This window comes from Nocardia sp. NPDC051052, assembly GCF_044456045.1.
Taxonomy (GTDB): Bacteria; Actinomycetota; Actinomycetes; order Mycobacteriales; family Mycobacteriaceae; genus Nocardia.
The window spans coordinates 642,295-668,857 of record NZ_JBITFL010000005.1; the positions used below are offsets into that span (position 1 = coordinate 642,295).

At 67.2% G+C, this 26,563-nt stretch carries 22 protein-coding genes; 8 read left to right on the forward strand and 14 right to left on the reverse strand.

Translation table 11 applies throughout. The features are described 5' to 3' along the window. Window positions 1–21: 21 nt before the first annotated feature. Together ACIBCN_RS20710 and ACIBCN_RS20715 are read left to right on the forward strand one after the other, a co-directional pair. A complete protein-coding gene (locus ACIBCN_RS20710) occupies window positions 22–159 on the forward strand; it encodes a hypothetical protein (RefSeq protein WP_396993205.1) in 138 nt (45 codons plus the stop codon). A 410-nt stretch (window positions 160–569) separates the two neighbouring features. Next, a complete protein-coding gene (locus ACIBCN_RS20715; RefSeq protein ID WP_396993206.1) occupies window positions 570–1,031 on the forward strand; it encodes a hypothetical protein in 462 nt (153 codons plus the stop codon). 261 nt (window positions 1,032–1,292) lie between these two features. Here ACIBCN_RS20715 and gndA read toward each other — a convergent pair whose 3' ends face one another. Further along, window positions 1,293–2,747 carry an NADP-dependent phosphogluconate dehydrogenase gene (gene gndA / locus ACIBCN_RS20720; protein WP_396993207.1) on the reverse strand — a complete coding sequence of 485 codons (1,455 nt, stop codon included), beginning with the start codon at window positions 2,745–2,747 and terminating at the stop codon, window positions 1,293–1,295. 273 nt (window positions 2,748–3,020) lie between these two features. Between gndA and ACIBCN_RS20725 the strand changes: the two genes are divergently transcribed. After that, window positions 3,021–3,965: a purine-nucleoside phosphorylase gene (locus ACIBCN_RS20725; protein ID WP_396993208.1), complete on the forward strand. Its 945-nt coding sequence runs from the start codon at window positions 3,021–3,023 to the stop codon at window positions 3,963–3,965. 324 nt (window positions 3,966–4,289) lie between these two features. On the opposite strand, the gene ACIBCN_RS20730 is transcribed toward ACIBCN_RS20725, so the two are convergent. The 11 genes from ACIBCN_RS20730 to ACIBCN_RS20780 form a co-directional block, all read right to left on the reverse strand. After that, complete coding sequence (locus ACIBCN_RS20730) at window positions 4,290–4,448, reverse strand: iron chelate uptake ABC transporter family permease subunit (RefSeq protein WP_396993209.1); 159 nt, start codon at window positions 4,446–4,448, stop codon at window positions 4,290–4,292. Beyond that, complete coding sequence (locus ACIBCN_RS20735) at window positions 4,433–4,615, reverse strand: iron chelate uptake ABC transporter family permease subunit (protein ID WP_396993320.1); 183 nt, start codon at window positions 4,613–4,615, stop codon at window positions 4,433–4,435. The genes ACIBCN_RS20730 and ACIBCN_RS20735 overlap by 16 nt, the downstream gene beginning before the upstream one ends. Beyond that, a complete protein-coding gene (locus tag ACIBCN_RS20740; protein ID WP_396993210.1) occupies window positions 4,596–5,432 on the reverse strand; it encodes a siderophore-interacting protein in 837 nt (278 codons plus the stop codon). The genes ACIBCN_RS20735 and ACIBCN_RS20740 overlap by 20 nt, the downstream gene beginning before the upstream one ends. Next, a complete protein-coding gene (entS, locus tag ACIBCN_RS20745) occupies window positions 5,432–6,661 on the reverse strand; it encodes an enterobactin transporter EntS (protein ID WP_396993211.1) in 1,230 nt (409 codons plus the stop codon). The genes ACIBCN_RS20740 and entS overlap by 1 nt, the downstream gene beginning before the upstream one ends. After that, complete coding sequence (locus ACIBCN_RS20750) at window positions 6,658–7,641, reverse strand: ABC transporter substrate-binding protein (protein ID WP_396993212.1); 984 nt, start codon at window positions 7,639–7,641, stop codon at window positions 6,658–6,660. Before ACIBCN_RS20750 ends, entS begins: the two co-directional genes overlap by 4 nt. 47 nt (window positions 7,642–7,688) lie before the next feature. Beyond that, window positions 7,689–14,753, reverse strand: coding sequence for an amino acid adenylation domain-containing protein (locus ACIBCN_RS20755; protein ID WP_396993213.1), 7,065 nt, complete (start codon window positions 14,751–14,753; stop codon window positions 7,689–7,691). 145 nt (window positions 14,754–14,898) lie between these two features. Further along, a complete protein-coding gene (locus tag ACIBCN_RS20760) occupies window positions 14,899–15,735 on the reverse strand; it encodes an ABC transporter ATP-binding protein (protein ID WP_396993321.1) in 837 nt (278 codons plus the stop codon). Between the two features lie 65 nt (window positions 15,736–15,800). Next, on the reverse strand, window positions 15,801–16,847 hold the full coding sequence (locus ACIBCN_RS20765) for a FecCD family ABC transporter permease (protein ID WP_396993214.1): 1,047 nt from the start codon (window positions 16,845–16,847) through the stop codon (window positions 15,801–15,803). Then, window positions 16,844–17,854, reverse strand: a complete 1,011-nt coding sequence (locus tag ACIBCN_RS20770; RefSeq protein ID WP_396993215.1) for an iron chelate uptake ABC transporter family permease subunit — start codon at window positions 17,852–17,854, stop codon at window positions 16,844–16,846. The genes ACIBCN_RS20765 and ACIBCN_RS20770 overlap by 4 nt, the downstream gene beginning before the upstream one ends. Before the next feature lie 210 nt (window positions 17,855–18,064). Beyond that, window positions 18,065–18,211: a hypothetical protein gene (locus tag ACIBCN_RS20775; protein ID WP_396993216.1), complete on the reverse strand. Its 147-nt coding sequence runs from the start codon at window positions 18,209–18,211 to the stop codon at window positions 18,065–18,067. A 249-nt stretch (window positions 18,212–18,460) separates the two neighbouring features. Then, the gene (locus ACIBCN_RS20780) at window positions 18,461–19,120 is read right to left on the reverse strand and encodes a winged helix-turn-helix transcriptional regulator (protein WP_396993217.1); all 660 of its coding nucleotides are present in this window, start codon (window positions 19,118–19,120) and stop codon (window positions 18,461–18,463) included. Between the two features lie 116 nt (window positions 19,121–19,236). Here ACIBCN_RS20780 and ACIBCN_RS20785 point away from each other — a divergent pair, with 116 nt between their 5' ends. After that, window positions 19,237–20,178: a PLP-dependent cysteine synthase family protein gene (locus tag ACIBCN_RS20785; RefSeq protein WP_396993219.1), complete on the forward strand. Its 942-nt coding sequence runs from the start codon at window positions 19,237–19,239 to the stop codon at window positions 20,176–20,178. Window positions 20,179–20,284: 106 nt separating this feature from the next. Here ACIBCN_RS20785 and ACIBCN_RS20790 read toward each other — a convergent pair whose 3' ends face one another. Continuing rightward, complete coding sequence (locus tag ACIBCN_RS20790) at window positions 20,285–21,928, reverse strand: (2,3-dihydroxybenzoyl)adenylate synthase (RefSeq protein ID WP_396993220.1); 1,644 nt, start codon at window positions 21,926–21,928, stop codon at window positions 20,285–20,287. 67 nt (window positions 21,929–21,995) lie between these two features. Here ACIBCN_RS20790 and ACIBCN_RS20795 point away from each other — a divergent pair, with 67 nt between their 5' ends. From ACIBCN_RS20795 to ACIBCN_RS20810, 4 genes are all read left to right on the forward strand, one after another. Then, window positions 21,996–22,805, forward strand: coding sequence for an SDR family oxidoreductase (locus tag ACIBCN_RS20795; RefSeq protein WP_396993221.1), 810 nt, complete (start codon window positions 21,996–21,998; stop codon window positions 22,803–22,805). A 32-nt stretch (window positions 22,806–22,837) separates the two neighbouring features. Continuing rightward, a complete protein-coding gene (locus ACIBCN_RS20800) occupies window positions 22,838–23,485 on the forward strand; it encodes an isochorismatase family protein (protein WP_396993222.1) in 648 nt (215 codons plus the stop codon). A 32-nt stretch (window positions 23,486–23,517) separates the two neighbouring features. Then, window positions 23,518–23,766 (forward strand): phosphopantetheine-binding protein, encoded by a 249-nt coding sequence (locus ACIBCN_RS20805; protein WP_396993223.1) that lies wholly within the window; start codon window positions 23,518–23,520, stop codon window positions 23,764–23,766. 187 nt (window positions 23,767–23,953) lie between these two features. Further along, on the forward strand, window positions 23,954–24,673 hold the full coding sequence (locus tag ACIBCN_RS20810) for a hypothetical protein (RefSeq protein ID WP_396993224.1): 720 nt from the start codon (window positions 23,954–23,956) through the stop codon (window positions 24,671–24,673). A gap of 191 nt (window positions 24,674–24,864) precedes the next feature. Here ACIBCN_RS20810 and ACIBCN_RS20815 read toward each other — a convergent pair whose 3' ends face one another. After that, window positions 24,865–25,845 (reverse strand): LysR family transcriptional regulator, encoded by a 981-nt coding sequence (locus ACIBCN_RS20815; RefSeq protein ID WP_396993225.1) that lies wholly within the window; start codon window positions 25,843–25,845, stop codon window positions 24,865–24,867. Window positions 25,846–26,563 lie beyond the last annotated feature (718 nt).

Below are 26,563 nucleotides of genomic sequence, written 5' to 3' on the forward strand. Positions count from 1 at the left end.
ATCAAGCACGATCCCGGGCAGATGCCCGGCAACATCGGCGGAAGCGACCGGAACCGCACGATCGGCCACTGCGGTAATCAGATCGACGGACGGACGAAGCTGAATAAGTACGCGCATATCTGCCATGATGCCGCGCCGTTCGGCAAAATTCGCGCCTGACGTGCAAAGTGCCGCCCCGTCGATGCGCAACGGCAACCGGGACAACTGCAAGCTGCCAGCAATTACTCCGCCGATCGTGGTACGGATCACATCCGCTACGCCCGGGCGGGTTTGCCGAATACCGAATCAGGCACACCGGACAACGGCGGTTTGTTCGCGAGCGGCGCGCCGCCGAGCGCGGCCGATCGGGGTCTCTTCGCAGGTCATCCCCAGAAATGGTGTGCCCCAAATATATTGAGGTCTTGCTAGTCGAGATCCCTTTTGCTAGAGCATGTTTCGAATTGTCGAACGTTGCCACGCCTGTGTTGTGCTCGCTAGGGTGGTTTCGGTTGCCGACGCTGTCGACCGTTATTCCATAGCGTGGCAACCATGTTCATCCAGTACATCTCGATGATTGATGGGACGGTCCGATGAAATCAGGAACCCGCTTTGGCCTATTGCGCGTCGCCGCGATCGCCTGCCTCGCCGTAACCGCCGCCGGAGCCCCCGCCGCTTTCGCCGCCCCGAACGATCCCTCGGCGCCGATCTGCACGATGAGTTACCCGGTCCCGGTGGAACCGTTCCAAACCCCCGCCGCCAGCGACGTGTTCGCGATCTCCAGCAACGGCACGATCGATCTGAAAGTCCACACCAATGCGGGCACCGATGTCGCCTACGACCAGAAATTCACCGTCAACTGGGCGAATATCACCACCGGCAAGAGCGGCGTCGCCGACACCTCCGCCCAGGTGAAAGGCCCCGACAACACCCTCACCGTCACCGGCATCCCCACCAAGCCGGGCCGAATCCTATTGAACCTCGGCGTCTTCAACCACGGCGAGGGCCAGAACTACACCAACGGCGAGTGCAGCGTGGAGTACCAAGCCAGCTGACCGCCTCGGCGGCACTTCGTGATCGCGTGAGTTGGTGGTCGCCATCACTACGCGTCATCGATGTTATGGATCCAGAACCTACAAGCAGTGTCACGCAGCTGGAACATTGTGCACTACTAGGCCATTTTTGCCGTAGGCAATGTCACGGATACACAACATGTAAACGGTTTTCGGGCCGTGCACGAAGTCGTTGGCTGGTTCGTGCGCGGCAGGGGATGGCGAAGCACCCGGCCGATCGAGCGGCCGGGTGCTCGGGGTTGGTCAGTCGGCCTGGATTTCGCTACGGTCGCCGCTCCACAGGGTGTGGTACTTGCCCGGCATGTCGATGCGCTCGTAGGTGTGGGCGCCGAAGTAGTCGCGCTGGGCCTGGGTGAGGGCGGCGGGGAGGCGCTTGGCGCGCAGGCCGTCGTAGTAGGCGAGGGAGGACGCGAACGCGGGGACCGGGATGCCGAGTTGGACGGCGGCGGCGACCACGCGGCGCCAGCTGTCGATGGCGTTCTCGATGGCCTGCTGGAAGAAGGGATCCAGGATCAGGCTCGGCAACTGGGCGTTGGTGTCGTAGGCGTCCTTGATGCGGTTGAGGAACTGGGCGCGGATGATGCAGCCGCCGCGCCAGATGGTCGCGAGATCGCCGGGGTGCAGGTTCCAGTCGTATTCGGTGCTCGCGGCGGCGATCTGGTCGAAGCCCTGGGCGTAGGCGACCACCTTGGACGCGTACAGCGCGCGTTCGATGTCCTTGGTGAACTGCTCGGCATCGGTGGGCTTGTCGGCGAGCTGCCCCGAGGCGAGGCCGACCGCGGCGCGGCGCTGGTCGGTGGCGCCGGACAGCGCGCGGGCGAACACGGCCTCGGCGATGCCGGTCACCGGAACACCGAGATCGAGCGCCGCCTTGACGGTCCAGCGGCCGGTGCCCTTCTGCTCGGCGGCGTCGAGGATGACGTCGACCAGCGGCTTGCCGGTCTTGGCGTCGACCTGCTCGAGCACCTCGGCGGTGATCTCGACCAGGTAGCTTTCCAGCTCGCCCTGGTTCCAGCCGGTGAACACGTCGGCGATCTGCTTGGCGTCGAAGCCGAGCGCGTCGCGGAACAGGTGGTACGCCTCGCCGATGAGCTGCATGTCGGCGTACTCGATGCCGTTGTGCACCATCTTCACGAAGTGGCCCGAGCCGTCCGGCCCGATGTGCGTGCAGCACGGGGTGCCGTCGACCTGCGCGGCGACCGACTCCAGCAGCGGGCCGAGCACCTCGTAGGACTCCTTGGGGCCGCCGGGCATGATGGCCGGACCGTTGAGCGCGCCCTCCTCGCCGCCGGAGATGCCCGCGCCGACGAAGAGCAGGCCGCGCTCGCGCAGCGACTTCTCCCGGCGGATGGTGTCGGTGAACAGCGCGTTGCCGCCGTCGATGATGATGTCGCCCTCGTCCATCGCGGCGGCGAGCTCCTCGATCACCGCGTCGGTCGGGTCGCCTGCCTTGACCATGATCAGCACCCGGCGCGGCTTCTGCAGCGCGCCGACGAACTCCTCGATCGTCTCGGTGCGCACGAAATCGCCCTCGTCGCCGTGCGCCGCGAGCAGCGCGTCGGTCTTGGCGATGCTGCGATTGTGCAGCGCGACGGTGTGTCCGTGCCGGGCGAAGTTGCGCGCGATATTGCTGCCCATCACTGCGAGGCCGGTGACCCCGATGTGGGCGCGTGCGTTCGATCCCGCCGATGACGTCATGCTGATGGGCCTTTCACTCGGCGCGGACCTCGCCGCGCTCCACCGACTGTTCGACAAACGAGCGCACAGCTGATCGCCCGAGCAAGCATGCGCACCGAAACCGCAGGTAGTGAGGGTTCGGTGGTTCCGCTTGTGCCGCAAGAAAACCTGTCGTCCAACCTACATGGGTGGCTTTGCGCGATTGTCGGGTCGTCCTCGGTTGGCGCGACCAGCCGTTGGGGTAGGTCGCGGTGCGCAGGGCGGCGACAAGGGGCCTTGTCATAGGATCATCCGATGCTCTTATGTCGCTGGATAGTCGCGTTGACGGTGTTCACGACGGTCGCCATGGCGGCCGGTTGTGGCGGCGGGGAGACGTCGAACGCGGCACCGGTCAAAGTCGGTGTGCTGGTCATCACGATGTTCGATCCGGAGGTCGAGCCGTGGCTGCAGCGCGAGTCGCTGCCGATCACCGTGGACGTGCCGACCTCGTACAAGCCGGTGCACTGCAACGCCGATGGACTGTGCGTCGCCGAGACCGGGCAGGGCAAGACCAACGCCGCGGCCACCATGATGGCCGTGCTGGACAGCCCGAAGCTCGACTTCACCAACGCCCACTTCCTCACCGTCGGCACCGCGGGCGCACCGCCGGACCAGGCCACCCTCGGCTCCGCGACCTGGGCCCGCTGGATCGTCGACTTCGACCTCGGCAACCACCTCGTCCCGGCCGAGGCGCCGGGCCTGCCGCACGGCTACCGCCCCGTCGAGAACTACAACACCGCCGCCTACCACCTGAACGAGCAGTTGGTCGACACCGCCTTCGGCCTGACCGAGCACGCCACCCTGGCCGACAGTCCCGAGGCCGCCGCCGAGCGTGCCCAGTTCGGCCAAGGTGACCGGAAGCCGTCGGTGATCAAGTGCGACACCATGACCGGCGACGACTGGTACTCCGGCAAGGAACTCTCCGACACCGCGCGCTACATCATGGGCGTCCGCACGAACGGCCAGGCCAACTACTGCACCACGCAGATGGAAGACAATGCCACCGCCGCCGTGCTCGACCGCCACGGCTACCTCGACCGATATCTGTCGCTGCGCACCGTGAGCAACTTCGACCAGCCCTACCCGGGCCAAAGCGTGCTCGACCACCTCGAGCAGCGGTCCGCGGGTTTCCGCCTGTCCCTCGACAACGGCTACACCCTCGGCCGCACCGTCGTCGACTACTTCCTGAAGAACCGGTGACACCGAGCACGTCGGGTGACGCGAGCGGGTTGCAGGCGATGGTCTGCGCTCGCGGCGCCACCCACCCGAGCGCCAGCCCCACCAGTACCGCGCGTGGCAGCCGGAGTTTGTGAATAACAAGGCGTTCATGTTGTTTCCGCGACCGAACAGGGTGGCAAGCGCGTCAGGCAGCGAGATCGCGAGATCGCCGGTGCCGAGGCTCACGCAACACAGTGCGAAGGTCGCCAACGGCCACCACGACAGAACGCAAGCGCCAGCGGACCGAGAGCTGGGTACCGGGTACTCGCACCGTGGGTGTCGGCCGTCGAGCCTCGATCTGCGCTGTCATCGCGCCCCCGACTTCCGCCACAGGACGACCGCGAGAAAGAACGGCGCACCGAGCAGCGCGACGACGATATCGGCGGCCAGCAGGATGACCGCACCGAGGAGGGCCGAGCACGGCAGCAGCCACCGATAGTCGGGTCCGGTCAACGCGCGCGCCAACCGGGAACCATGAGACCGAGGAAGGCGATACTCCCGCACGCCGCCGCCGCGACCAGGGTGACGGTCAGGATGCCGACCAGCCGACCCCGGAATACCTGGACGCCGAGTGCCGCCGCGACATCATCCAGGTCCAGTGCAAGGAACGCATCATTCGTCTCGATCGTAATCGGTGACGCCGCGTTTCCAGTACCCGGCGATCAATCGGTCCTTCGGGCCCACCCCGAGTTCGGTACTCACCCAGCGGCGCAGCGGCTTCAGCACACCCGCCTCACCGGCCAGCCAGAGGTAGATCCGTTCTCCGGCAGGCACTTCGATGGCACGCAACGTCTTCTCGAAGGCATCGCCGGTACCGGCCGCGGCGTTGCCGCGATGCACCCAGCGCACCTCGAATCCCGCCGGGGCGTCCAGGGGGATCTCCTCGTCCGGACCGCGCACCTCGATGACGGCCCACCCGGCGGACTCGCGGGGCAGCCATTCCAGCCAGCGCGCGATGGCGGGCAGCGCGGTGATGTCACCGGCGAGCAGATACCTGTCGTAGGTGGTGGGAACAACCACGCCACCGGGCGGACCGGCGATGTGCATCGGGGTGCCCGGGGTGGCGGCCAGCGCCCAATCCGAGGCGAGACCGCCGGGATGCACGGCGAAGTCGATATCCAGTTCCCGGTCCTCGGCGCTGAAGCGTCGCACGGTGTACTCGCGCGACACCGGACGCGGCTTGCCCCACTCCAGGGAGAGCCCGTCTTTGCGCGGCAGCCGCAGCACACCCGCCTCGTCCGGAAAGACCAGTCGCACATGCTCATCCGGCACATAGCTGTGGAATTCGGCGAGGTCCGCGCCGCCGAAGGTGATGCGGATCAACCCCGCGCCCACCTGTGCGGTGCGCACCACCTGCACCGCGCACAGACCGATCGGATATCCGACCTTGGCCCCGTGCTCACCCGCCAGCACCTCGACGATGCGATCGGCATAACCGGAACGATCCATCAGGGCTTCCCCTTTCCCAACAGTGGCGCGGCGGCGACGGCCGTCAACACGCCCAATACCAGTACGGACAGCCCGTAGACCACGAGAGCGGTTCCGGGCGTGCAGAATTGACCGACCAGGCCGGCCGTCATCGAGCCGACCGCGGTCCCGGTCACCGCCTGCACCATGAGCAGGCCGGAGAGCCGGCCGCGCAGCTCCTCGGGGGACTCTTGCTGCAGGATGGTGTAGCGCAGCACGATGTTCAGTGCCCGCGCCAGACCGAAGCCGGCCAGGCCGAGGAAGACCGGCGCGGCATGCGGCCAGAGTCCGGCGACGATCACGCCGATCGGCATCACCGCCATGGAGATCAGCAGTGCCCGCCCGGCCTGCCTGGTGCGACCGATCCAACCGCTGGTCAGCGAACCAAGCACCGCGCCAACACCGGGGGCGGCGTAGAGCAGGCCGAGAGTGGTTGTCCCGGCCCCGAGTTCGTCGTGCGCGAGCGCGGGCAGCAGCACCAGCGGACCACTCACCAACATGGCGATCGTGCCGGTCAACAGCGTGGCGCGGATGACCTTGTGCCTGGCCGCGAAGCTGATGCCGATGGCGAGTTCCCGCAGTGGATGCGCGATCTCCCGCTGTGGTGGTGGCTGCGGTCCGATGGACCGGATCAGCCCCACGGTGGCGACGGTCGCGCCCGCGCACAGGAAAAACGCAAGCCCTACCCCACTTTTCGCGATCAACAGCCCGGCCAGCGCCGGGGTGATCATGGTGCCCAGATCGGTGGTGAGGGAGGTGAGCGCGCCCGCGGCGGCCACCTTCTCGCGGCCGACGAGCATGGGGATCACCGCCATGAGTGCCGATCCGCTGATGCCGCCGGCCAGCCCGTCTACCACACCGGCGGCGTAGATGACGGCCAGGAACGGATTCGGCAGCAGTGCGTTGAGGCCGAGCGCGAGGAAGCCGAAACCGGCCGCGCTACGCGCCCATTGAATGACATCGCGCCGGTCGTACCGGTCCGCGATCACCCCGCCCGCCAGACTTCCGGCGAACAGGGCGACCGCGGTGACCGCGGTGACGCCGGCGACGTGCAGTGACGAGCCGGTGGCTTGATAGACCTGCACAGGCAGCGCCACCATGAGCAGCCCGATGCCGAGGACCGAGATCAGCCGGGCCGCAAAGGCATTGCGGAACTCCCGGCTGGCGCGCAGCGGCGAGGTGTCGATCAGCAGGCCACCGACCGATGTCACTTGAAGCGCTCCGCCAACAGGTCGAGGGTGGCCATGGCGCTGCGGTAATCCGGACGCTGGCTGGTCGCGGGCAGCTCGTAGAGCTGGCCGTTCTGGAAGGCAGGCAGCTTGGCCAGCATCGGGTCTTCCTTCAGCTGGGCAATGGTGCGGCCGCCGTCGAGCGTGATCACGAAGAGCACCGGGGCGTCGACGACCGTGCTCAGCAGTTCGGGGCTGAAGCTCACCCAGTCGCCGGCCGCGGGCCGAGCCGGGTTGCCCGCTTTCGCCTCGACCTTGTCGTCCATGGTGATACCCACCGAGGACAGCAGCGCGGCCAGCGAGGTGTTGGGGGCGATCAGGGTGGGCTTGCCATCCTTGCGGGACTGCATCACCGCGGCCGCGCCTTGTGGCAGCTTGACACCGGCCTTCACCTTCGCGACTTTGTCGTTGTAGGCGGTGACCAGGCTGTCCACCTTCGCGGAGCGGTTCACGATGTCGGCCACCGACTTCAACTGGTCCTGCCAGCTGGTGGCGGCGGACGGCACCAGCGCGGTGGGTGCGATGGCGGTGAGCTTGTCGTAGTTGTCGATCGACTGCTGGCCGGGGTAGCCGGGCCCGCCGCCGATGATGAGGTCCGGCTGCTGCGCGGCGATGAACTCCAGGTTCATGTTGTCACCGGAGGGCACCGCCGCGGTGCCCTGCTGCTTGGCCTCCGCGGCCCAGGCCGCGGGGAACTCACCGGGCTTCAGCGTGACGCCGAGCATGCGCGGATCCGCGGCTTTCACCGTGGTGCCCAGATCGAAGAGGTATCCGGAGAGCACGCCGTTGACAACCACGATGCGCTGCGGATCGGCGGGCACGGTGACGGTGCCCTTTGCGGTCTGTACCGCCCGGGTGCCGGACTTGTTCGAATCGTCGGTGGCGGAGCTGTTGCAGGCCGCCACCATCGCGACCAGCACGACAATGAGCAGAGCGACGGCCACACGGAGGCGTGTCGTCATTCGGTACAGCGACATAGCGGGGTGTTCTTTCTTGTCGGGGGAGCGGGTCATGGGTGGATCACCGGATCCACGTCGAGGAGCGCCGCGACTTCGGTCCAGCCTGCTGGGGACACGATGTCGAAGTGCGAGTAGGGAAGTCGGCGGACGGTGAGCTCGGCATCCAGCGCACGCCAGCCGGCCAGCTGAGCCTCGGTGCGGGCGGGGTTGGTGCCGTCGTCGGCGGCGTACAGCGCGATCGGGCCGCGATAATCCGAGGCGGTCGAGCGGGTGACCATACCGAGCAGCGCGGTAGCCGCGGTACGGATGGCCGCAGCGAGTTCTGGTGCGTCGCCGGGCAGTTCAGGAAGCAGGCGATCGAGTTCGGCGGGATCGGCCAGCGTCCGTTCGGCCTCATCGACGAGATTGGCCAGCGGATGCGAATCCACCATGCCCGCGTAGGCGATGGACTCGCCCTCCGACGCGAGCAGCGTGGCCAGCGCGTGCACGATCACACCGCCCAGCGAATACCCGAGCAGGTGATACGGGCCATGCGGCTGGATGCCGCGAATGGTGGCCAGGTAGTGCCGGGCCAGCTCGTCGAGGGTATCGGCCTGGAAACCGGTGTCGCTCAGCGTCGGCAACTGTAGACCGATGATCGGCCGGTCGGCGCGCAGCAGGCGCGCCAGCGGACCGAACTGCCATGCCGTGCCGCCCACCGGGTGCACACAGAACAGCGGCGCGCCCGCACCATTGGCGCGCAAGGGCAGCACATGGTCGAGGCGGCTGCCGAGCATGGCCAGGCCCGCTCCGGTAGCACCGTCGAAGGGGCTGTCGGCCTGGGCGATACGTGCCGCCAGCGCGCGGGGCGTCGGGGCGGCGAAGACATCGTCGAGAACGACGGCCAGTCCCGCGCGGCGCAGTCGGCCGACCAGCCGCACCGCGGTGAGCGAATGCCCTCCCGTGGCGAAGAAATCGTCATCCAGGTCGACTTCGGTAACGGACAACACCGCGGCCATGGCCGCGCGGACCGCTTCCGACGTGCCGGCGTCCGCGAATTCCGTTGCTGCCCCGGCGATGACAAAACTCGCGGGTTCGAGAGGGACTGCCGACCCGGTGGGCGCCGGCAACGCCTTGCGGTCGATCTTCTCGCTGGTCGTGCGCGGAATCTCGGCGAGCACCACGAACGCGGCGGGAACCATGTACGCGGGCAAGGTCGTTCGCACCGCATCCCGTACGGCCTCGGTGTCGAGATCGACGCCGGAGCGCGCGATGAGGTAGGCGACCAGGCGCTGATCGCCCGGTGTGTCCTCGCGTAGCAACACCACCGCCTGGGCGACGCCCGCACAACCCAGCAGGGCGGCTTCGATATCGCCGAGTTCGATGCGCTGGCCGCGCAGCTTGATCTGGCTGTCGCCCCGGCCGACGTACTGCAGCTCGCCGTCGGGGTTCCATCTCACCAGATCGCCTGTGCGATACATTCTTTCGCCCGCGCCGTGCGGATCGGCGACAAACGACGCGGCGGTCAGATCCGGCCGGGCGAAGTAGCCGCGCGCCAGCTGCACACCGGTCAGATAGAGGTCGCCGATGGCTCCGGCGCCCACCGGGAGCAACCGCTCGTCGAGCACCCGGACGCCGACCTCGCGTGCCGGGCGGCCGATGGGTACCGACACCTGATCCAGGCTGGTGGCCTCGTGGTAGGTGAGACACACCGCGGCCTCGGTCGGACCGTACAGGTTGTGCACCCGGGCGCCGGTCAATGCGGAGATGCGGTGCGCGGTGGCCGGAGGCAGGGCCTCGCCGCCGGTGAAAACGCAACGCAGATCGGAGTATTCGGACAGGTCGGCCTCCTCACCGAGCACGGTGAGCATGGAGGTGGTCATCTGCAGCGCGGTCACCCGCTCGGCGCGCATGAGCTGCGCCTGGTAGTACGGGTCGCGGTGCCCGTCCGGCCTGGTCAGCACGATCCGCGCGCCGACGTGCAGGGGGAGGAACAATTCCAGCAGGGAGGCGTCGAAGGTTGGCGGGGTGCGGTACAGGACCGTATCGCCGCGGCCGAAACCGTGCTGGCGCTGCAACCATTCGAAGGTGTTCACGATCGCCCGGTGCGGCACGGCGACGCCCTTGGGCACACCGGTGGATCCGGAGGTGAACAGTAGGTAGGCGGTGTTCACCGGGCGCAGCGGCGCGATCCGCTCGGCATCGGTGATCGGGGTATCCGGGAAGCCGGAGATGTCCAGGTCGTCGAGGGTGCCGAGAACCAATGCGGGCGCCGCGGTGTCGAGGATCCGCTGAATGCGCTTGGCGGGCTGTCCGGGATCGATCGGCAGGTAGACGCCACCGGCGCGGACGATCGCGTGCGCCGTGATCACCGCGTCGGGCGTGCGGGGCATGCTCACCGCCACCACGGTCTCGGGACCGATGCCCCGCGAAATCAGCCAGCGGGCAAGGCGGTTGGTGTGTGCCTCGAACTCCGCGAAGTTGATGGTCGCGCCGTCGAAGGTGACCGCCGGAGCCTCGGGGTCGACCGCCGTACCCCAGTCGGCGAGGGTGGCGCCGTGGGTTTCGCGCTGCGTGGTCGCCGCCAGCACCGCCGCGACCGCGGCATCGGGCGCGGTGGTCAGGGCGGTGAGCACCGTGCCAAGCCGCGCTGCCAGCCGGGTGGCCGTCGATTCCGGCACGGCCGCCGGATCGTGGTGCAGCAGTAGGTCGAAGCGGTCGCCGGGCCTGGCGGTCACCGTGATCGGGAAGTGCGTGAGACTGTGCACCGCGACATCGGCGACCCGCAACTCGTGTGAATCCGGCTGGCGTAGGCCGGATTTCGGGAAGTTCTCGAAGACGACCAGGGAGTCGAACAGTCGGCCGAGTCCGGCCGCCTGCTCGACGGTCGCCAGGCCGAGGTAGCCGTGCTCCTGCATCTCGAACGCGCCGCGCTGGAACTCTGCCAGCTGATCGAACAGCGATCGGCTCGAATCCAGCCGCAGCCGAAGCGGAATCGTATTGCTGAACAGGCCGACGGTCTGCTCCACACCGGGCAGATCCGCCGGACGCCCGGAGATGACCGTGCCGAACACCACGTCGGGGCGGCCGAGATGATCCGCGAGCACCATGGACCACGCACCCTGCATGAGCGTGCTCATGGTCAGGCCGCGCGCGCGGCCGAGCCGTTCCAGTGCTGCCGCGGTGTTGTCCGGCAAGGGGATGCGCAGCGGTGCCGCCGGGGACCGCTGTCCCGCCACGCCGACCAGCGTCGGCGCGGACACGCCCCGCAGGTACTCGCGCCACCGCGTGGTCGCCGCCTCGGCGTCCTGTGCGATCAGCCAGGCCAGATAGTCCCCGTAATAGCCAGGAGTAGTGAGGGTTTCACTGTCACCGTGATACAGCGCGAGCGTCTCGCGCAGCATGATCGGCACCGACCACCCATCCGCCAGCAGATGGTGCGCGGTGAGTACCAGGTGCTGCACGGTATCGCTCAACCGGATCAGCAGCACGCGCAGCAGCGGCGGCGCCGCGGTATCGAAAGGTTCGCTGCCCGCGCGTTTTTCCAGTTCCAGCGCCGCGAGCTCGGCCTCCTCGGCCGTGCGCGCGCGGAGATCTTCGACGTGCCACCGCATTCGGCGCTCGCCGGGTATCACCTGGACGGGCTGGTCGAACTCCTCATAGCAGAAGGCCGCGCCCAGATTGGGATGCCGGTCCACCATCCGTTCGAAAGCTTGCGCCAGCCGATCCGGATCGAGCGCACCGGTCAGCTCGAAACGCGCCGTCATGGTGTAGACGTCGGCGTTCCCATCCCGCAGCGCATGGAAGAGTAACCCCTCCTGCAGCGGAGACAGCGGCAGCACATCGGCGATCGTTCCGTAGCGTGCCGTCAGTTCGTCAATGCTGCGCTGCGGCAACGCGATAGCGTGCGAGGACGGCCGATCTGGCGAGGCATCGCGCACCGCTGTCTCGGCGCCGAGGACCGTGGCCGTGGCGGCGAGCTCGGCCAGCGGCCGCCGGGTGAGCAGCTGCTGCGGCGACAGCACGAGCCCCCGCTCCCGCAACCGGCTACTGACGCTGATCGCGGTGATGCTGTCTCCGCCGGCCCCGAAGAAGTCATCGTCGACGCGCACCGCGTCATACCCGAGCGCGGCCGCCACCACCTCGCACATCGCCGATTCGGCCGGGGTGGCAGGCGCCCGCCCGCCGACCTCGGCGGGCGGCTCCGGCAACGCCACGCGATCGACCTTTCCGTTCACGGTGTGTGGCAGCACGTCGACTATCACCAACCGCGACGGCACCAGATGGTCGGGTACCAGATCTGCCAACCGTGATCGCAATTCCACCGAATTCGGCACTGCCCCATTGGGTACGACGTATCCGATCAATGTCGGACGCCCCGAGATATCCCGAATATCGGCAGCCGCTGCCCGCACCTCCAGCATGCCACCGAGCGCGGCCTCGACCTCCCCCAACTCCACTCGATGCCCGCGAATCTTGACCTGATTGTCGCTGCGCCCGACGTACTCGTAGCCTCGGCCCGACACCCACCGCGCCCGGTCACCCGTGCGGTACATCCGCGCTCCCGCGGACCCATACGGATCGGCGACGAACCGCTCCGCCGTGGTATCCGGTCGCCCGAGATACCCCCGTGCCACCTGTGGCCCGGCAAGATACAGCTCGCCTACCTGATTGTCGGCGACGGCCTGCAAAGCGTTGTCCAGCAGATAGATCCGCGCCCCAGGCAGCGGCAGCCCGATGCGCGGACGCTCGTCCCGGACCGCGGCGCAGAGCGCGTCGACCGTGGCCTCGGTCGGCCCGTACAGGTTGACCGCCGTGATCCCGGTGTGCTGAAGCGCCTGCCAGAGGTCGGGCGGGCACGCCTCGCCACCCAGCGCCAGCAGTGCGATATCGGTGAGCCCGTGCTCCAGCAGCGCGGCGGCAAAGGTGGGCGTGCCGTCGACGACATCGATCCGGTCCCGCGCGAACGCCTCGACCAGAGCGCCGGGGTCGCGCCGAATATCGCTGTCGTACACATGGAGCCGGTGGCCGTCGAGGAGCCAGAGCAGTGGATCAATGGCAGCGTCGAAGGCGAAGGAGGTGGTGTGCGCTATGCGTAGTGGCCTGCCGACGCGCGCGGCCGTTTCGGCGTACATCCCGGCGCGGTGGACGGCCAACAGGTGCGCTAGCGCGCCGTGCTCCACCAGCACGCCCTTCGGGCGGCCGGTCGAGCCCGAGGTGTAGATCAGATACGCGCCGTTGCCTGGGAGCGGTTGCGGCTCAGCCACATTCGCTGAGAAGGTGCCCTCCGACATTCCGGCGTGCCACAGGCGGGCCGGGATAATGGGAGGCAGGGCGGCTTCCGCGGCGCTGGATCGGCCATCGTGGCCGGTCCGCAGGTCAGCGGCCAGCGTGTCGGAGCTGAGCACCACTGCCGGTGCGGCGTCGGCGATCACGGCGCGTAGCCGCGATACCGGATGTTCCGGGTCCAGCGGTAGACAGATGCCACCGGCACGCCACACGGCGAACAAAGCCACCACCAGATCGGCCGAGCGAGGCAGTGCCACACCGACGATCACCTCCGGGCCGATGCCGCGATCACGGAGGAATTGCGCGAGTGTGTCGACACGATGGCCGAACTCGGTTGCGGTCCACTGTCCTTCGGCCGAGGCGAGGACGACGGCGTCGGGTTGCTCGGCTATCAGCCTCGCCAACGCATCCGGCACCAGTTCCACCGCCGCAGTCGCCGAGGAGCCGAAACGGCTGTCCAGCAGGCGGCTTCGCTCATCGCGGTCGATGAGTTCGAGCGCGCCTACCGCGGGCTTGTCGCTGCCGGTGAAGTCGGCGATCACACGGGCCAGGCCGTTGAGTCGCTGCTGGACTGTATCCCGGTCATTGCCGCGGGCGTCGGGTTCGAAGCCGAGCAGGACGGTGCCGTCGGACAGCGGGGTCACCGTGAGGCCAAGGTCTTCGGGCGGGCCGCCCGCGATATTGCGCAGGACACCGCGGGCGCCGTCGAAGTCCAGGGCGAAGTCGAACAGCTTGAGGTTGATGCCGACGCCGTGCAGGAGTTCACCGGCGTTGTAGCCGTGAAAGTCCCGGGCCAGGTCGTCGCCGCTGTAGCGCTGGTGGGCGCGGACTGCACGCAGGGCTTCGGCTACTCGAGGGCCGAGTTCGCTCAATCGGTCGTCCGAGTGCACGCGCAGGCGCAGGGGGAGGATGTTGACGGCCATGGCGGGGGTGGTCAATGCCGCGCGGCCGACGCGGCCCATGAGCAGCATGGACAGCACCACGTCGGAGGTGCCGAGCTGGCGGTTGAGGAAGGCGGCGTAGGCGGCGACGAGGACGTCGGCCCAGGTGATGCCGTAGTTATCGGCGCATTCCCGCAGGCGGGCCATGGTTTCGGTGGACAGCGCCGCTTCGGCGCGCAGGGTGCGTTCCACCGCTCCGCCGATATGCTGACCGCGGCCGTCCATATCGGGCCATGGGGTCAGCTGCTCGCGCCAGAATTGGCGGTCCTGGTGGAACTGCTCGCTCGCGCGGTACTGCTGCTGCTCCGCGACCAGTGCCGCGATGGTGCCGAAAGTCTGCTTGGGCGTGGGCTTTCCGCGGCGCAGCGCGGTGTAGTGGGCCGCGACTTTCCGGGAGAGCATGGCCGCGCTGTAGCCGTCGACGATCAGGTGGTGGTACAGCTGCACGCACCACACGTCGCAGTCCGTGACCCGAATCAGCGTGTAGTTGTAGAGCTGTCGATCCACCATGCCGCGGCAGTCCTCGGCGGCGCGGTGGCGCTCCAGCGCCACGGCCTCGTTGGCCAGCGCGAACGGGTCGGCGGCCAGGCGCACATCGATGGCGGGCCGCAGGACGGCCGTCGCCTCGGTGACGAATTGCCGTGGACCGTCGACGGTGTCGCGAAACCGCAGCCGCATATTCTCGGCTTCGGCGACGGTGCGGCGGATGGCCTCAGCGAGCAGGTCCACGTCGACGGGTGTCGCGCCGGAGATCTCGAGCACCTCGCCGACCAGGTAGCGGCCGGATTCCGGGTCGAAGTGCTGGGCGTTCCAGATGCCGAGCTGCGGTCCGGTGAGTGGTAGTCCTTGGTGACCGTCGTTCGAGTTGTCCCGTTCCTCCGGTCCCACGAAAGTTCCCTTCGTCATCACTGTTCCCGCACCCCTCCCTCGGCCCGCCCGGGCTCGCGGAGAGTCCGGTAGTGGAGCGGCGAAAGATAAGGTTAGCCTAACTTTAGTTCTAAGCGGAAATCATGACCAGCGTCACCCGACCGGCCGCTTCCTTCTCGCCATGTCAGCCCAGTCCCGCCGCGTTCTCGGCGAGCGGAATGACCAGTGGTGCACCGGTTTCCGGATCGTCGATGATCCGGCAACCGAGGGCGAAGACCTCCCGCACCAGCTCGGCGGTCGCGATCTCGCGCGGCGCACCGGCGGCGACCACCCGGCCGTCCCGCATGGCGATGAGGTGATCGGCGTAGCGGAAGGCATGGTTGAGGTCGTGCAGGACGGCGACCACGGTCCGGCCGGACTTCCGGTTCAGCGTGCGGCACAGATCCAGCAGCTGGATCTGATGCGCGATATCCAGGTAGGTGGTTGGCTCGTCGAGCAGAATGATCGGCGTCTCCTGCGCCAGCACCATCGCGATCCAGACGCGTTGCCGCTGCCCACCGGACAGCTCGTCCACCGAGCGGGCCGACAGGTCGGTGACGCCGGTGGCCGCCATGGCCGCGGTGACCGCGGCCTCGTCCGCCCGCGACCACTGGCGTAGCAGGGTCTGGTGCGGATATCGGCCGCGCGCAACCAGATCCGCGACCCGGATGCCGTCGGGAGCGGTGGAGGACTGGGGGAGCAGGCCGATGCGGCGGGCCACCTCCTTGGCGGGATAGGCGGTGATGGCCTTGCCGTCGAGGAGCACGGCACCGTCTTCCGGGGTGAGCAACCGAGCCAGCGCACGCAGCATGGTGGATTTCCCGCAGGCGTTGGGGCCGATGATCACCGTGAAGGCGCCGTCCGGAATATCCACCGAGAGTTGGTCGCTGATGGTCCGGCCGCGATAGCCGAGGCGCACCCGGTCGGCCCGCAATCGGACCCGGCCCGCCGGTGTGCCGTGCCGATTCGGCTGCTCCCGCATTCGATCCGCGCCGTCGGCGTCCCAGTCGATTTCGGCGCTGTGTTTCTTGTTCATCGTCGCTTCCCCTAATTCCGTCTAGCCTCGGCGACCAGCACATACGCCAGATACAGCCCGCCAACCGAGACGGTGACGACGCCGACCGGAAGTGCGGTGGGCGCGAATATCCGTTGCGAGATCCAGTCGCAGGTCACCAGCAGCAGCGCACCCATGGCAGCCGCCGGAGCTAACGCGGTGGAGGCCGTGCGAGCCAGGCGGCGGCCCAATTGCGGTGCGGCCAAGGCCAGGAAGGCGATGGGTCCGGCGATGGCTGTGGCGACGGAGCAGAACGCGACGCTCAGCACGATCAGTAGCAGGCGGTCACGTCCGACCCGGACGCCGAACGCCTGCGCCAAATCGTCACCCAATTCCAGGACACGCAAGCGGGGCGCGGCGGCGATAGCGACCACGCCGAGCACCGCGAGCAGGATGAGCGCGGGCGCGACCTGTGCCGAGGTGGCCCCGCTGAGCGAGCCAGCGCCCCAAGCGGCCGCCGACATGGCGGCGGTGAGATCGGCGCGCAGAATGAGCCAGGTATTGACCGAGGCCAGCATCGCGCTGACGCCGATGCCCACGATGATGAGCCGGAAGCCGGTGACATTGTGCCGGAAGGCCAGCAGCTGAATGGCAAGGGCCGCGGCCAATCCGCCGAGGAACGCACCCGCCGAGGTCTGGAATCCGCCGCCGCCCAGCACCAGCATGACGACGAGCGCACCGGTGTAAGCGCCGGTGTTGAAGCCGACCAGGTCCGGGCTGCCGAGCGGATTGCGGGTCACCGATTGCAGGATCGCGCCGCTCACACCGAGCGCCGCGCCCAGCGCCAGCGCCAGCACCACGCGCGGAAATCGCCAGTCCCACACCACAAGTCGGTCGAAACGCTGGTCCCCGACGAACAGCGCGCGCAGCACCCGATCCGGTGGAATCGGGTAATCGCCGGTGCCGAGCGACAATACGGCCACAGCCAGCGCCGCGATGACGAGGATCGCGCACACCACCACGGTGCGAACACTCACCCGGGCGGCCAAGCGGCGGGTCCGGACCACCAGCACCGAATGGCCGAAATCGATCGCGGTCATTGCGCACCCACCCGGGTGCGCCGCGCCAACCAGATGAGGATGGGTGCCCCGAGGAAGGCGGTCACCAGCCCCGCCGCCACCTCATCGGGGCGAATGATTATGCGGCCCAGTATATCCGCGCCCAGCACCAGAATCGGCGCGAGCAGCATGGAGTAGGCCACGATCCAGCGCTGGTCGGGTCCGACGATCCAGCGCGCGATATGCGGCACCGCCAAGCCGACGAAGGTGATCGGCCCCACCGCGGCAGTCGCGGTACCGCACAACAGGGTAAGTGCGGTGACGGTGAGCAGCCGGGTCCGGGTGACGTGCACGCCGAGCGCGTGCGCGAGGTCGTCACCGAGGGCGACGGCGTTGAGCGAGCGCGCCGCGATCACCGCCGCCACCAGACCCACGAGAATAAACGGCGCGGCGCCGGCGATGACGTCGTGGCCGCGCCCGGTCAACGATCCGGCGTCCCAGTTCCGCATCTGGTCGAAGGCCTTGGGGTTCAGCAGTATCAACCCTCTGGTGAGTCCGGAGAGCACGGCCGTGATAGCGACCCCGGCCAGCGTCAGCCGGATCGGATCCGTCCCCTGCCTGCCCGCGGTGCCGAGTCGATACACCACCACCGAGGCGACCGCGGCACCGATGAAGCCGAACCACACATACGACGTGATCTCGGTGACCCCCAGGAAAGCGACCGCCATCGCGATGACGAAGGCCGCTCCGGCATTGACGCCGAGCAGCCCCGGATCGGCCAGTGGATTGCGCGTCAGCCCCTGCATGAGGCAGCCTGCTACGCCCAGCGCCAGTCCGGCGAGCAGTCCGAGCAGCGTGCGCGGCACCCGATACTCGGTGATGACCAGCGCGTCCGCCGACCCGTCGGCACCCGACAGCGCATCCCATACCTGCCCGACTGGAATCGCCTTGGTGCCGATCATGAGGCTGGTCAAACAGACCGCCACCAGCACGACAGCCGTCAGCAGCCACCCCGGCCAGCGCCTAGTCCGCGCGCGCGTACCTTCCATCTGGTAATTTCTCCACGACTTCTGAGCGGTAACAGGGCTTCGGCGAAAGTTCCGCCGGGCAGGAACATATTTTCATCGAACGAGCTAGTATTTAGGTTTGCCTACCCTAGCGTGTGAACTCGTTCGGTAGTAACTGCGATGGCCACCGGTCCGATTGTCGGCAGCGTCGCGTGAGGTATGCCGCAACGACGAAGAAGACGCGATGATCTCTCACACTCGGCGCGATAGGGCTTCGAGCGTGGCGAGATAGGTTGTCGCGGCGTCGGTTTCGGCGGCGTCGAGGCTGCGGTAGCTGTCGATGGCGTGCCGCAGGTGGGTGGTGGCGGTGGCGGTGGCGATCAGGAGGAAATGGTGCAACTGGCTACTCGGCCGATACCAGCACCAATCCCCCTGATCATCTGACCAAGGTGGTCGGTGACCGCTCGTTGGTAGTAGCGGGCGTTCGCGAGATCAACTGTGGGCCATGGCTTGTTCGATCGAACGCCTGCACGGCCGGTCAGGCCATGGCTGCTCGTATCGGCGAAGAGTGACGTCACGGTCGCGGCGTGTCCAGGTAGCCGGACGCGTCGGTCGAACAGAATCGCCGAAGGGCGGAGGCAGCGGCTGTCAGGTGGCGGTCGCGAAGGTGTCGGGGGTGAATACGTAGCGTTTGAACCAGCGATGCATCTGGTGTTGCAGTGCGTGGTCGCCGTGTACTCGGACCCCCGGCTGTTGCAGCAATTGCTCCCAGGACAGGTTGCCGATCCACCACTCGGTCGCCGCTCGGGTCGATGTGGTGAGCCAGACGTCGACGGGTGCGCCGGTGTCGTCTCGGCATAGGTCGATGCCGGTGCGGGACAGGTGTAACCAAAATCTGCTGTCGGGGGCGGGGCGATCGGTGAATTCGATCGCGAGCACGACCTTGCGGTCGGGTAGGGCGTCGGCTTCGATTCGCCTGCGCATGTCCCAGGTGAGGGCGGCGGTGTCGAGATGGTCCTCGCGCAGCGCAGCGCTGTCGGTCGCGATAGCCCATCGCGCCAGTTCCCGGACCACCGGGGCAAGCGCGGCACCGGCTTCGGTGAGGTGATAGTCGTCGACGATGCCTGCCGCGCGCAGCGTGCGCAGCCGCGCCGACAGGGTCGCTCGGGGAATCCGCGGCAGCCCTCGGCACAGGTCGCCGAAGCTCGCCGCACCGAGCAGCAGTTCCCGAACGATCAACAGTGTCCAGCGCTCGCCCACTACATCCAGTGCCCGTGCCACGGCACAGAACTGTCCATAACCAGCCATAACGGCAGCGTACGCACCGCAGACCACAGCGTGGTTCAAATATTGAACTTCCGGTGTCGGCGGGATGTGCCGATGATCGGCAAGCATCAACCCACGCGTCGAACAGGTGAAAAGTCATGAATATCGGTGACAACGTATTGACGGCGATCGGTAACACACCGCTGGTGCGGCTGCACAGGGTGGTACCCGCCGACTGCGCGACTATTTTGGTCAAGGTCGAGGGCCACAACCCGACCGGCAGTATGAAAGACCGCATGGCACAGGCCATGCTGGCCGCTGCCGAGGCCGACGGTCGGCTGCGGCCCGGCGACACCGTGGTCGAATACACCGGCGGCAGCACCGGCGCCGCTCTCGCCCTGGTCTGCGCGGCGAAGGGCTACCGCCTGCGGATCGTCAGCTCGCAGGCGTTCAGCGAGGACAAGCTGATCCAGATGGCCGCGCTGGGCGCCGAACTCACCCTCGTTCCGAGCGCGGAAGGGCGGATCACGAAAAAGCTGATCGCCGACATGATCGACACCGCCGCGGAATTCGCCCGCCACCCTGATACGTACTGGACCGACCAGCTCACAAACATCGACAGCGTCGCTGGCTACTACTCGATGGGCGAGGAGATCTGGGCGCAAACCGGTGGCTGCGTCGACGGCTTCGTCCAAGCGGTCGGCACGGCCGCGTCTCTGCGCGGCACGACCACAGCTCTCAAACAGCACAACCCGCGACTTCGAGTGGTCGCGGTCGAACCGGCCGAATCTGCGGTGCTGTCCGGTGGTCGCCCCGGCGCCCATCTCATTGAAGGCATCGGTATCGGCTACCCACCACCGATGTGGGACCCCGGCCTCGCCGACGAGATCGCCCCAGTGTCCACCGCCGACGCCGAGGCCATGGCTCGACGACTGGCCAGAGAAGAAGGACTGTTCACCGGCACCTCCTCCGGCGCCAACGTCATCGCCGCGATCGGACTCGGGCAGCGACTGGGACCGGACGCCACCCTCGTCACGGTTCTGGTCGACTCCGGCCTGAAATACCTCAGCACGAACGTATTCCGATCAGGCCATGCCTGAAGTGGCTCGACGTGAATGCGGTATCGGCGGCAGGCGCCGGCACAGCAACGCCAGGATATCGAGGACCTACGCGGCGACCGTTGTCGTGCTTGCGAATCCGATCGAGTCAGGTCGCCGACGCTTGCGCGGTGAGGGCGGCGCGTAGCGAGCGGCGGCTGATCTTGCCGACGCCGGTCTCCGGGAAGCTCTCGACCACCTGGAGCAGGTCGGGGATCTTCCAGGTGGCGACGCCGCGTTCCCTGACGAACTGGCGGATCTGACCGAGCGCGGGCGGCGTGGTGGGGTCGGCCGCGAGCACGAACACGCAACTGCGTTCGCCGAGCCGATCGTCGGGCACCGACACGACGATCGCGTCCCGGATCAACGGATGGTCCAGCAGATGCTCCTCGATCTCCTCGGCCGAGATCTTCTCGCCACCCCGGTTGACGCGGTCGCCGAGCCTGCCCTTGACCACCAAGTTGCCGTCCGGGCGCAGGTTGACCACATCGCCGGTGCGGTACCAGCCGTCCTCGGTGAACGACGACGCATTGGCCTCGGGATTGCGGTAGTACCCGCGAATTGTGTACGGCCCCTTGGTGATCAGCAAGCCGTCGGTGCCAGGCGGGACGTAGTTGCCCGCCTCGTCGACCACCGCGACCTGATCGTGCGGGGACATCGGGCGACCCTGGGTGGCGAGCACCACCTCTTCCGGATCGTCGAGCCGGGTGTAGCAGACCAGGCCCTCGGCCATGCCGAACACCTGCTGCAGGGTCGCGCCGAGGGCGGGGCGGATGCGGCGGGCCAGCTCGTCCGGGCAGCGGGCGCCGCCGACGAGCAGCACGCGCAGGCTCGAAATGTCGTACTTGGTACTGGCTTCCGCGCGTTCGACCCACAGCCGGGCCAGCGGCGGCACCAGTCCGGTGATGGTGACGCCGAACCGCTCGATCGCGCTGAACGCGGTGGTGGGGGAGGGGTCGATGGCCATGGCCACCGTGCCGCCCGCGACCAGCGCGCCGAGAATGCCCGGCGAGCTCATCGGGAAGTTGTGTGCCACCGGCAACGCCGCGAGGTAGACGCTGGCGCTGTCGAGCTCGCAGAGCTCGGCGCTGCGGCGCACGCTGTAGAGGTAGTCGTCGTGCGTGCGCGGGATGAGTTTCGGGGTGCCGGTGCTGCCGCCGGACAGCTGCAGGAACGCGACGTCGGAGGCGTCGACCTCCGGCAGATCCCCTGGCGCGGCGCGCATCTCGTCGAGGGCGCGGGTGCCGCCGGGGAGCGCGGCGCCCTGCTGGTCCGGGACGATGATCAGGTGCCGCAGCGCGGGCGCGTTGGCGCGCAGGATCGCGGCGAGCGTGGCGTGGTTGAAGCGTTGGTGGTGATGGCAGGTGACCATCGCCACCGCGCCGCTGGCCTGCGCGATCGGCACCAGCTCGGACTGGCGGTGCGCGGGCAGGCAGAAGACCGGCAGCGCGCCCGCGTAGAAGAGGCCGAAGATCACCTCGACGAACTCGGCGATATTGGGCAACTGGACAAGCACTCGATCGCCCGGCCGCACGCCGAGTTCCAGGAACCCGGACGCGAGCGATGTGGCGCGCGTCTCCAGTTGCGCGTAGGTCCAGCGATTTCGATCGTCTACCACGGCAATCGCGTCCGGCGTCGCCGCGGCGCGGGCGCTGAGCATGCTGCCGAAGGTGTCGCCGGTCCAGTACCCCAACTCGCGATATTGCTCGGCTTCCGTTGCGGGCCAAGGGATTAGGTCGGATTGAGACGGCATTGTCGAGCTCCTTCTTGCCGAAACGTTCATGTTTACTTTTATCGAGAATTAAGGTTAGGCTAAGCATATGTCCAGGGAGAGTAAAGCCGACGGCGGTGTGATCGTCACCGGAGCGGCCAGCGGTATCGGCCGGGCCGCGGCCCAGATCTTCGCGGCCAGGTCGGCGGCGCCGGTCGTGCTGTGGGATCAGGATCCTTCCGTGCACGACGCCGCCATCGAGCTCGGCTCGACCCGGGGCGAGAGCATCACCCATGCCCAACAGGTCGACGTGACCGACGCCGATTCCGTGGACAAGGCGTTCGCCGCGGCCGTCGAACGGGTCGGTCCCATCGAGTCCGTCGTGCATGCGGCGGGCATCCTGGAAACCGGATCGGTGGCGGAATTGACTGGCGCGCAATGGGATCGGTGTATGGCGGTGAACGCCACCGGGACGATGCACGTCACCCGGCGGGCGGCCGCCGTGCTCGCCGCGAACGGCGGCGGCTCGATCGTGGTCGTCACCTCGAACGCCGCGGGCACCCCGCGAGTTGGTATGGCCGCCTACGGGGCCTCGAAGGCCGCGGCGCGCGCGTTCGCCATGGCGCTCGGCCTGGAGGTCGCGGCCCTCGGCGTCCGGGTGAACATGGTGTCCCCGGGATCCACCGACACGGCGATGTTGCGCGGCATGTGGACCGAGGACGCGGCCGAATTGTCCGAGTCTGCCCGCGACCACGTGCTGGCGGGTGACCCCGCGAACTTCCGCCTCGGCATCCCGCTGCGCCGGGTGGCTCAGCCCGAGGACGTCGCCGAAAGCATCTACTTCCTGACCTCCCCCCGCGCCCGCCACATCACCATGCACGACCTGCGCGTCGACGGCGGCGCCACCTTCGACGCCTGACACCGTCCGAATCACTGAACAGGAGAAGACTGTTGGCCATCCCTCCGATAGCGCCGTATTCGATACCGGCGCGCGAGGACGTCGAGGCGAATCAGGTGCCGTGGTCGGTCGATCCGTCGCGCGCCGCGCTACTGATCCACGACATGCAGCGGTACTTCATCGACGCGTATCAGCCGGAGTTGGAACCGATCTCGACCGCCATCGCGAACATCCGGCGCCTGCGCGAGCAGTGCAACGCGGCCGGCGTTCCGGTGATCTACACCATGCAGCCCGGCGACCAGCATCCCTCGCGCCGTGGCATTCTCGCGGATTTCTGGGGCAGTGGACTGACCAACGGCCCGTCCACCGAGGTGGTCAGCGACCTGCGGCCGCGACCGACCGACATCCAGGTCACCAAGTGGCGCTACTCGGCGTTTCAGCGGACTGACCTGCGCGAGTTGCTGAACCACTACAACCGCGACCAGCTCATCGTCACCGGCGTGTACGCGCACATGGGCTGCATGCTCAGTGCCGCGGACGCCTTCATGAACGACATCAAGCCGTTCGTCGTGCTGGACGCGACCGCCGACTTCGGCCGCGATGAGCACGTGATGGCCATGAACTACATAGCCCGCCGGTGTGGCGCGGTGACGACGACCGACGCGCTGGAATTCGCGCTGCGGCAATCGAATGCGGCCTGACTCGGGTTTGCTGAGGTACACGGAGGATGAACATGACCGAGCTGGTTACCATCGGCCGTCAGGACGTGATCGCCGATATCGCGGCCGCGTTGGGGGTGGCACCGCACGAGGTGCCTGAAGACGCCGATCTCACGGACGCGGGCCTGGATTCTGTGCGACTGATGTCGCTGGTGGAGAAGTGGCGTTCCGGTGGCGCGGATCAGGCAGACTTCGCGACCTTGGCGTCCGAGCCGGTGCTGAGCGCATGGCTCGACGTCCTCGTGCCTGCGGGACGGGAATGACCGGCCGACGTCGGTTTCGCTAGCCGTCGACGGCGGCGATTCGGGTAACCCGGTGCCTACCTTGGCCTCCGGGGTGCTGAAGCGCGCCCGGCGCTGGCCGCTACCCCGAAAACGTACCTGTTGACAGGATTAGGCGTGCCTATCCTAAGCTCTCCCCATCTCGACCACACCTATGAAGGACTTGAGAATGCTGATGAGGAAATTCGCCGTGACGACCACGCTGCTGATCGCGGCGCTGGGTGTCTCGGCCGGCACCGTCAACGCGGCTCCGGCCGCTGATACGGACGCGCCGATCAATTTCACCGCCGAGTCCACCGACGCACAGTCCATCATTTCCATCGACTCGGGCTCTATCGTCGCCGAGGATGGCGCGCTGAAGATCAAGGCGGCCAACGGCAATGTCGTCGCGGGCACCCCGCTGAAGTTCCGGCTCGACGACTTCGAGTTCCCCATCGCCGCGGACATCGCGGGCCGCACCGCGACCCTCACCCCGCAGCTCGACATGAGCAAGGCCGTCTACACCCCGGTCGCCCTGCCCTTCGAGGACAAGGCGCCGTGGAAGTCCGAGTACGACCGTGAGCAGGCCGCCTGGTCGCGGATGACCGGCACCATCAGCCTCGGCGCCAGCATCGCGACCCTGGTCGGCGGCATCGGCGGCGCGGCCGTCGGTTGTGTCCTCGGCGGCATCGTCGGCGTCGTCGCGGCGTCGGCCACCATCATTGGACTGTTCGGCCCGTTCATCCCCGCCGCCGCCGTCGGCTGCCTCGGCGGCATCATCGCCGTCGGCGCGCTCGGCACCGTCGCGGGCCAGATCCTGATTACCGCCCCCGTCGCGATCGGCGCGGTAATTCAATACTTCACCACGATCAACCAGCCGTTCAACCCGGCACCCGCGCCGGCCAAGTAATCTCGGTCGCCACTGCTCGGGCCCCGCTTCGGCGGGGCCTGACTTGTTCGCGCACAACGATTGTCACGTCGATGCCGGAACCGCGGGTCGCACGTAGGGGAGGTGTCGCAATCGGCCAAGGCGACTGTGTAGCGACCCGGTAAGCCTGACGCTTACCGGGGCCTTCGTGCATTCGCCTGGCACGGCGGGGATCAGTTGGGCAATGGGCCAACTGGCACCGGTGTGCGGTGCGCCACTTCAGGTTCCGGGCGCCGGATCTCCAGTAGTCCGGCGGCGCCGAACTTTCGGACGAGTTCCGAGTCGCTGATGACCTCGAGGAATTTCTCTACGTGTAGCGATTTGTCCCGCGCGTGCACCGTCAATTCCCGGCGAATCGGGCGGGACAGTCGAATGATGGACAGCAGCCTGGCCGATCCGTGCAGTGCCATCTTCGGCACCAGCGCGATGCCGACGCCGTGTTCCACCAGGCTGAGCGCGGTGGTCACGTCGGGGGCGCGGACGGCGAAGCGGACATGCACGCCCGCGCGGCCCGCCTCGCGCGAAACGGTGTCGGTGAGATCGGAATTCGAGCCGCAGCGGATCCACGGCGCCTCGACCAGTTGTTTCCACGAGCCGTCGAAGCTGCTGCGCTGGCTCGGGTGGCAGACGACGACGAGTTCTTCCTCGCCGAAGCAGTGCACGACCCGCGAGCTGGACTGCTCCAGCGGTCCGACGGCGACGTCGAGCGCGCCCTCTTCCAGTGTCGCGTTGAGCTCGCGGATGTCGGTGAACGACCTGACCTCGATGCTGTCGATATTTCGTTCGTGCCGCATCCGGTAGATGAGCGGCGGCAACAGCTTCTGCGCGATGGTCGGCGTGGTGCCGACGGTCATCACCCCGTCGCCGAATGTCTGCCCCATGGCCATCGCCTGCCGAGCGGACTCGACGACATCGGAGGCCTGGGTGAAGAACTCGCGGCCGAACTTGGTCAGCCTCGACCGGCGCGACCGCGGATCGAAGACCTTTCGGCCGAGTGAGGTCTCCAATGCGTCGATCTGTTGTGACATCGCGGACGGCGTTATTCCGAACCGCCTAGCGGCGGCCGAGAGCGAGCCGAGTTGGACCGCGTTCACAAAGTAATCGAACTGTCGCAGCGTGATTGTATTGGAAGTTAGCAGGGGATAATCAGACATCGGCAACCTTTGTATCGAGCCGTCGGGCTCATCTGCAGCACGTTCGGTCCATCACTGAAAATTAAGTGAGCATTCCGTCACCGAGTCCTGGCACCTGCCGGTCGACGTGGACCGGCAAACACATCACATTCTTTCGTTAACTGTGCGTTCATCCGCGAATTGTGGCGAGAGTCTGAAGGACTGCCTTCGAGGTGTTACGCCGACTTGTGTGCAAGCAGTATCTACTGCGTTGATCGTTACGTCAAACGTTACGCCAGGCTAAACCTTCCTGTTGCCCAGATCACCTTGTTGCTTCAACTGCATAACTCACCGAAGCTCCGACCTGGGGATCACCATTGGAGAACGGTCACTCGCCAAGTGAGGGCGCATGACCTTCCTTCGTGGTCGCAGGATGCTTGTCACGTATACATTTTGACCACAAATGGCCTTGCCTAGGTGCTGATTCAAGGGAAATCTGACATGACTTTAGCTCCTCTAACAATCACTGCTCGACGCCTTTCGTGACCCATGATCTCGGCATTCACGCAGATTCGCTACTGCGGTCGAACAGGGACGTTCGTGTCTGTGCTGTGATGCTGTGGTGATCTGCTGGGGGCAGTGCATGTGATCTGGCTGTGATCAGCTGACTACACGACAGTTAATCGCATCTTGATTCGATGTAAGAATGTCCGTTCTGCTTGTTCGTCACACCCCCGAGTTCTACGCTTCCAGATGGAAG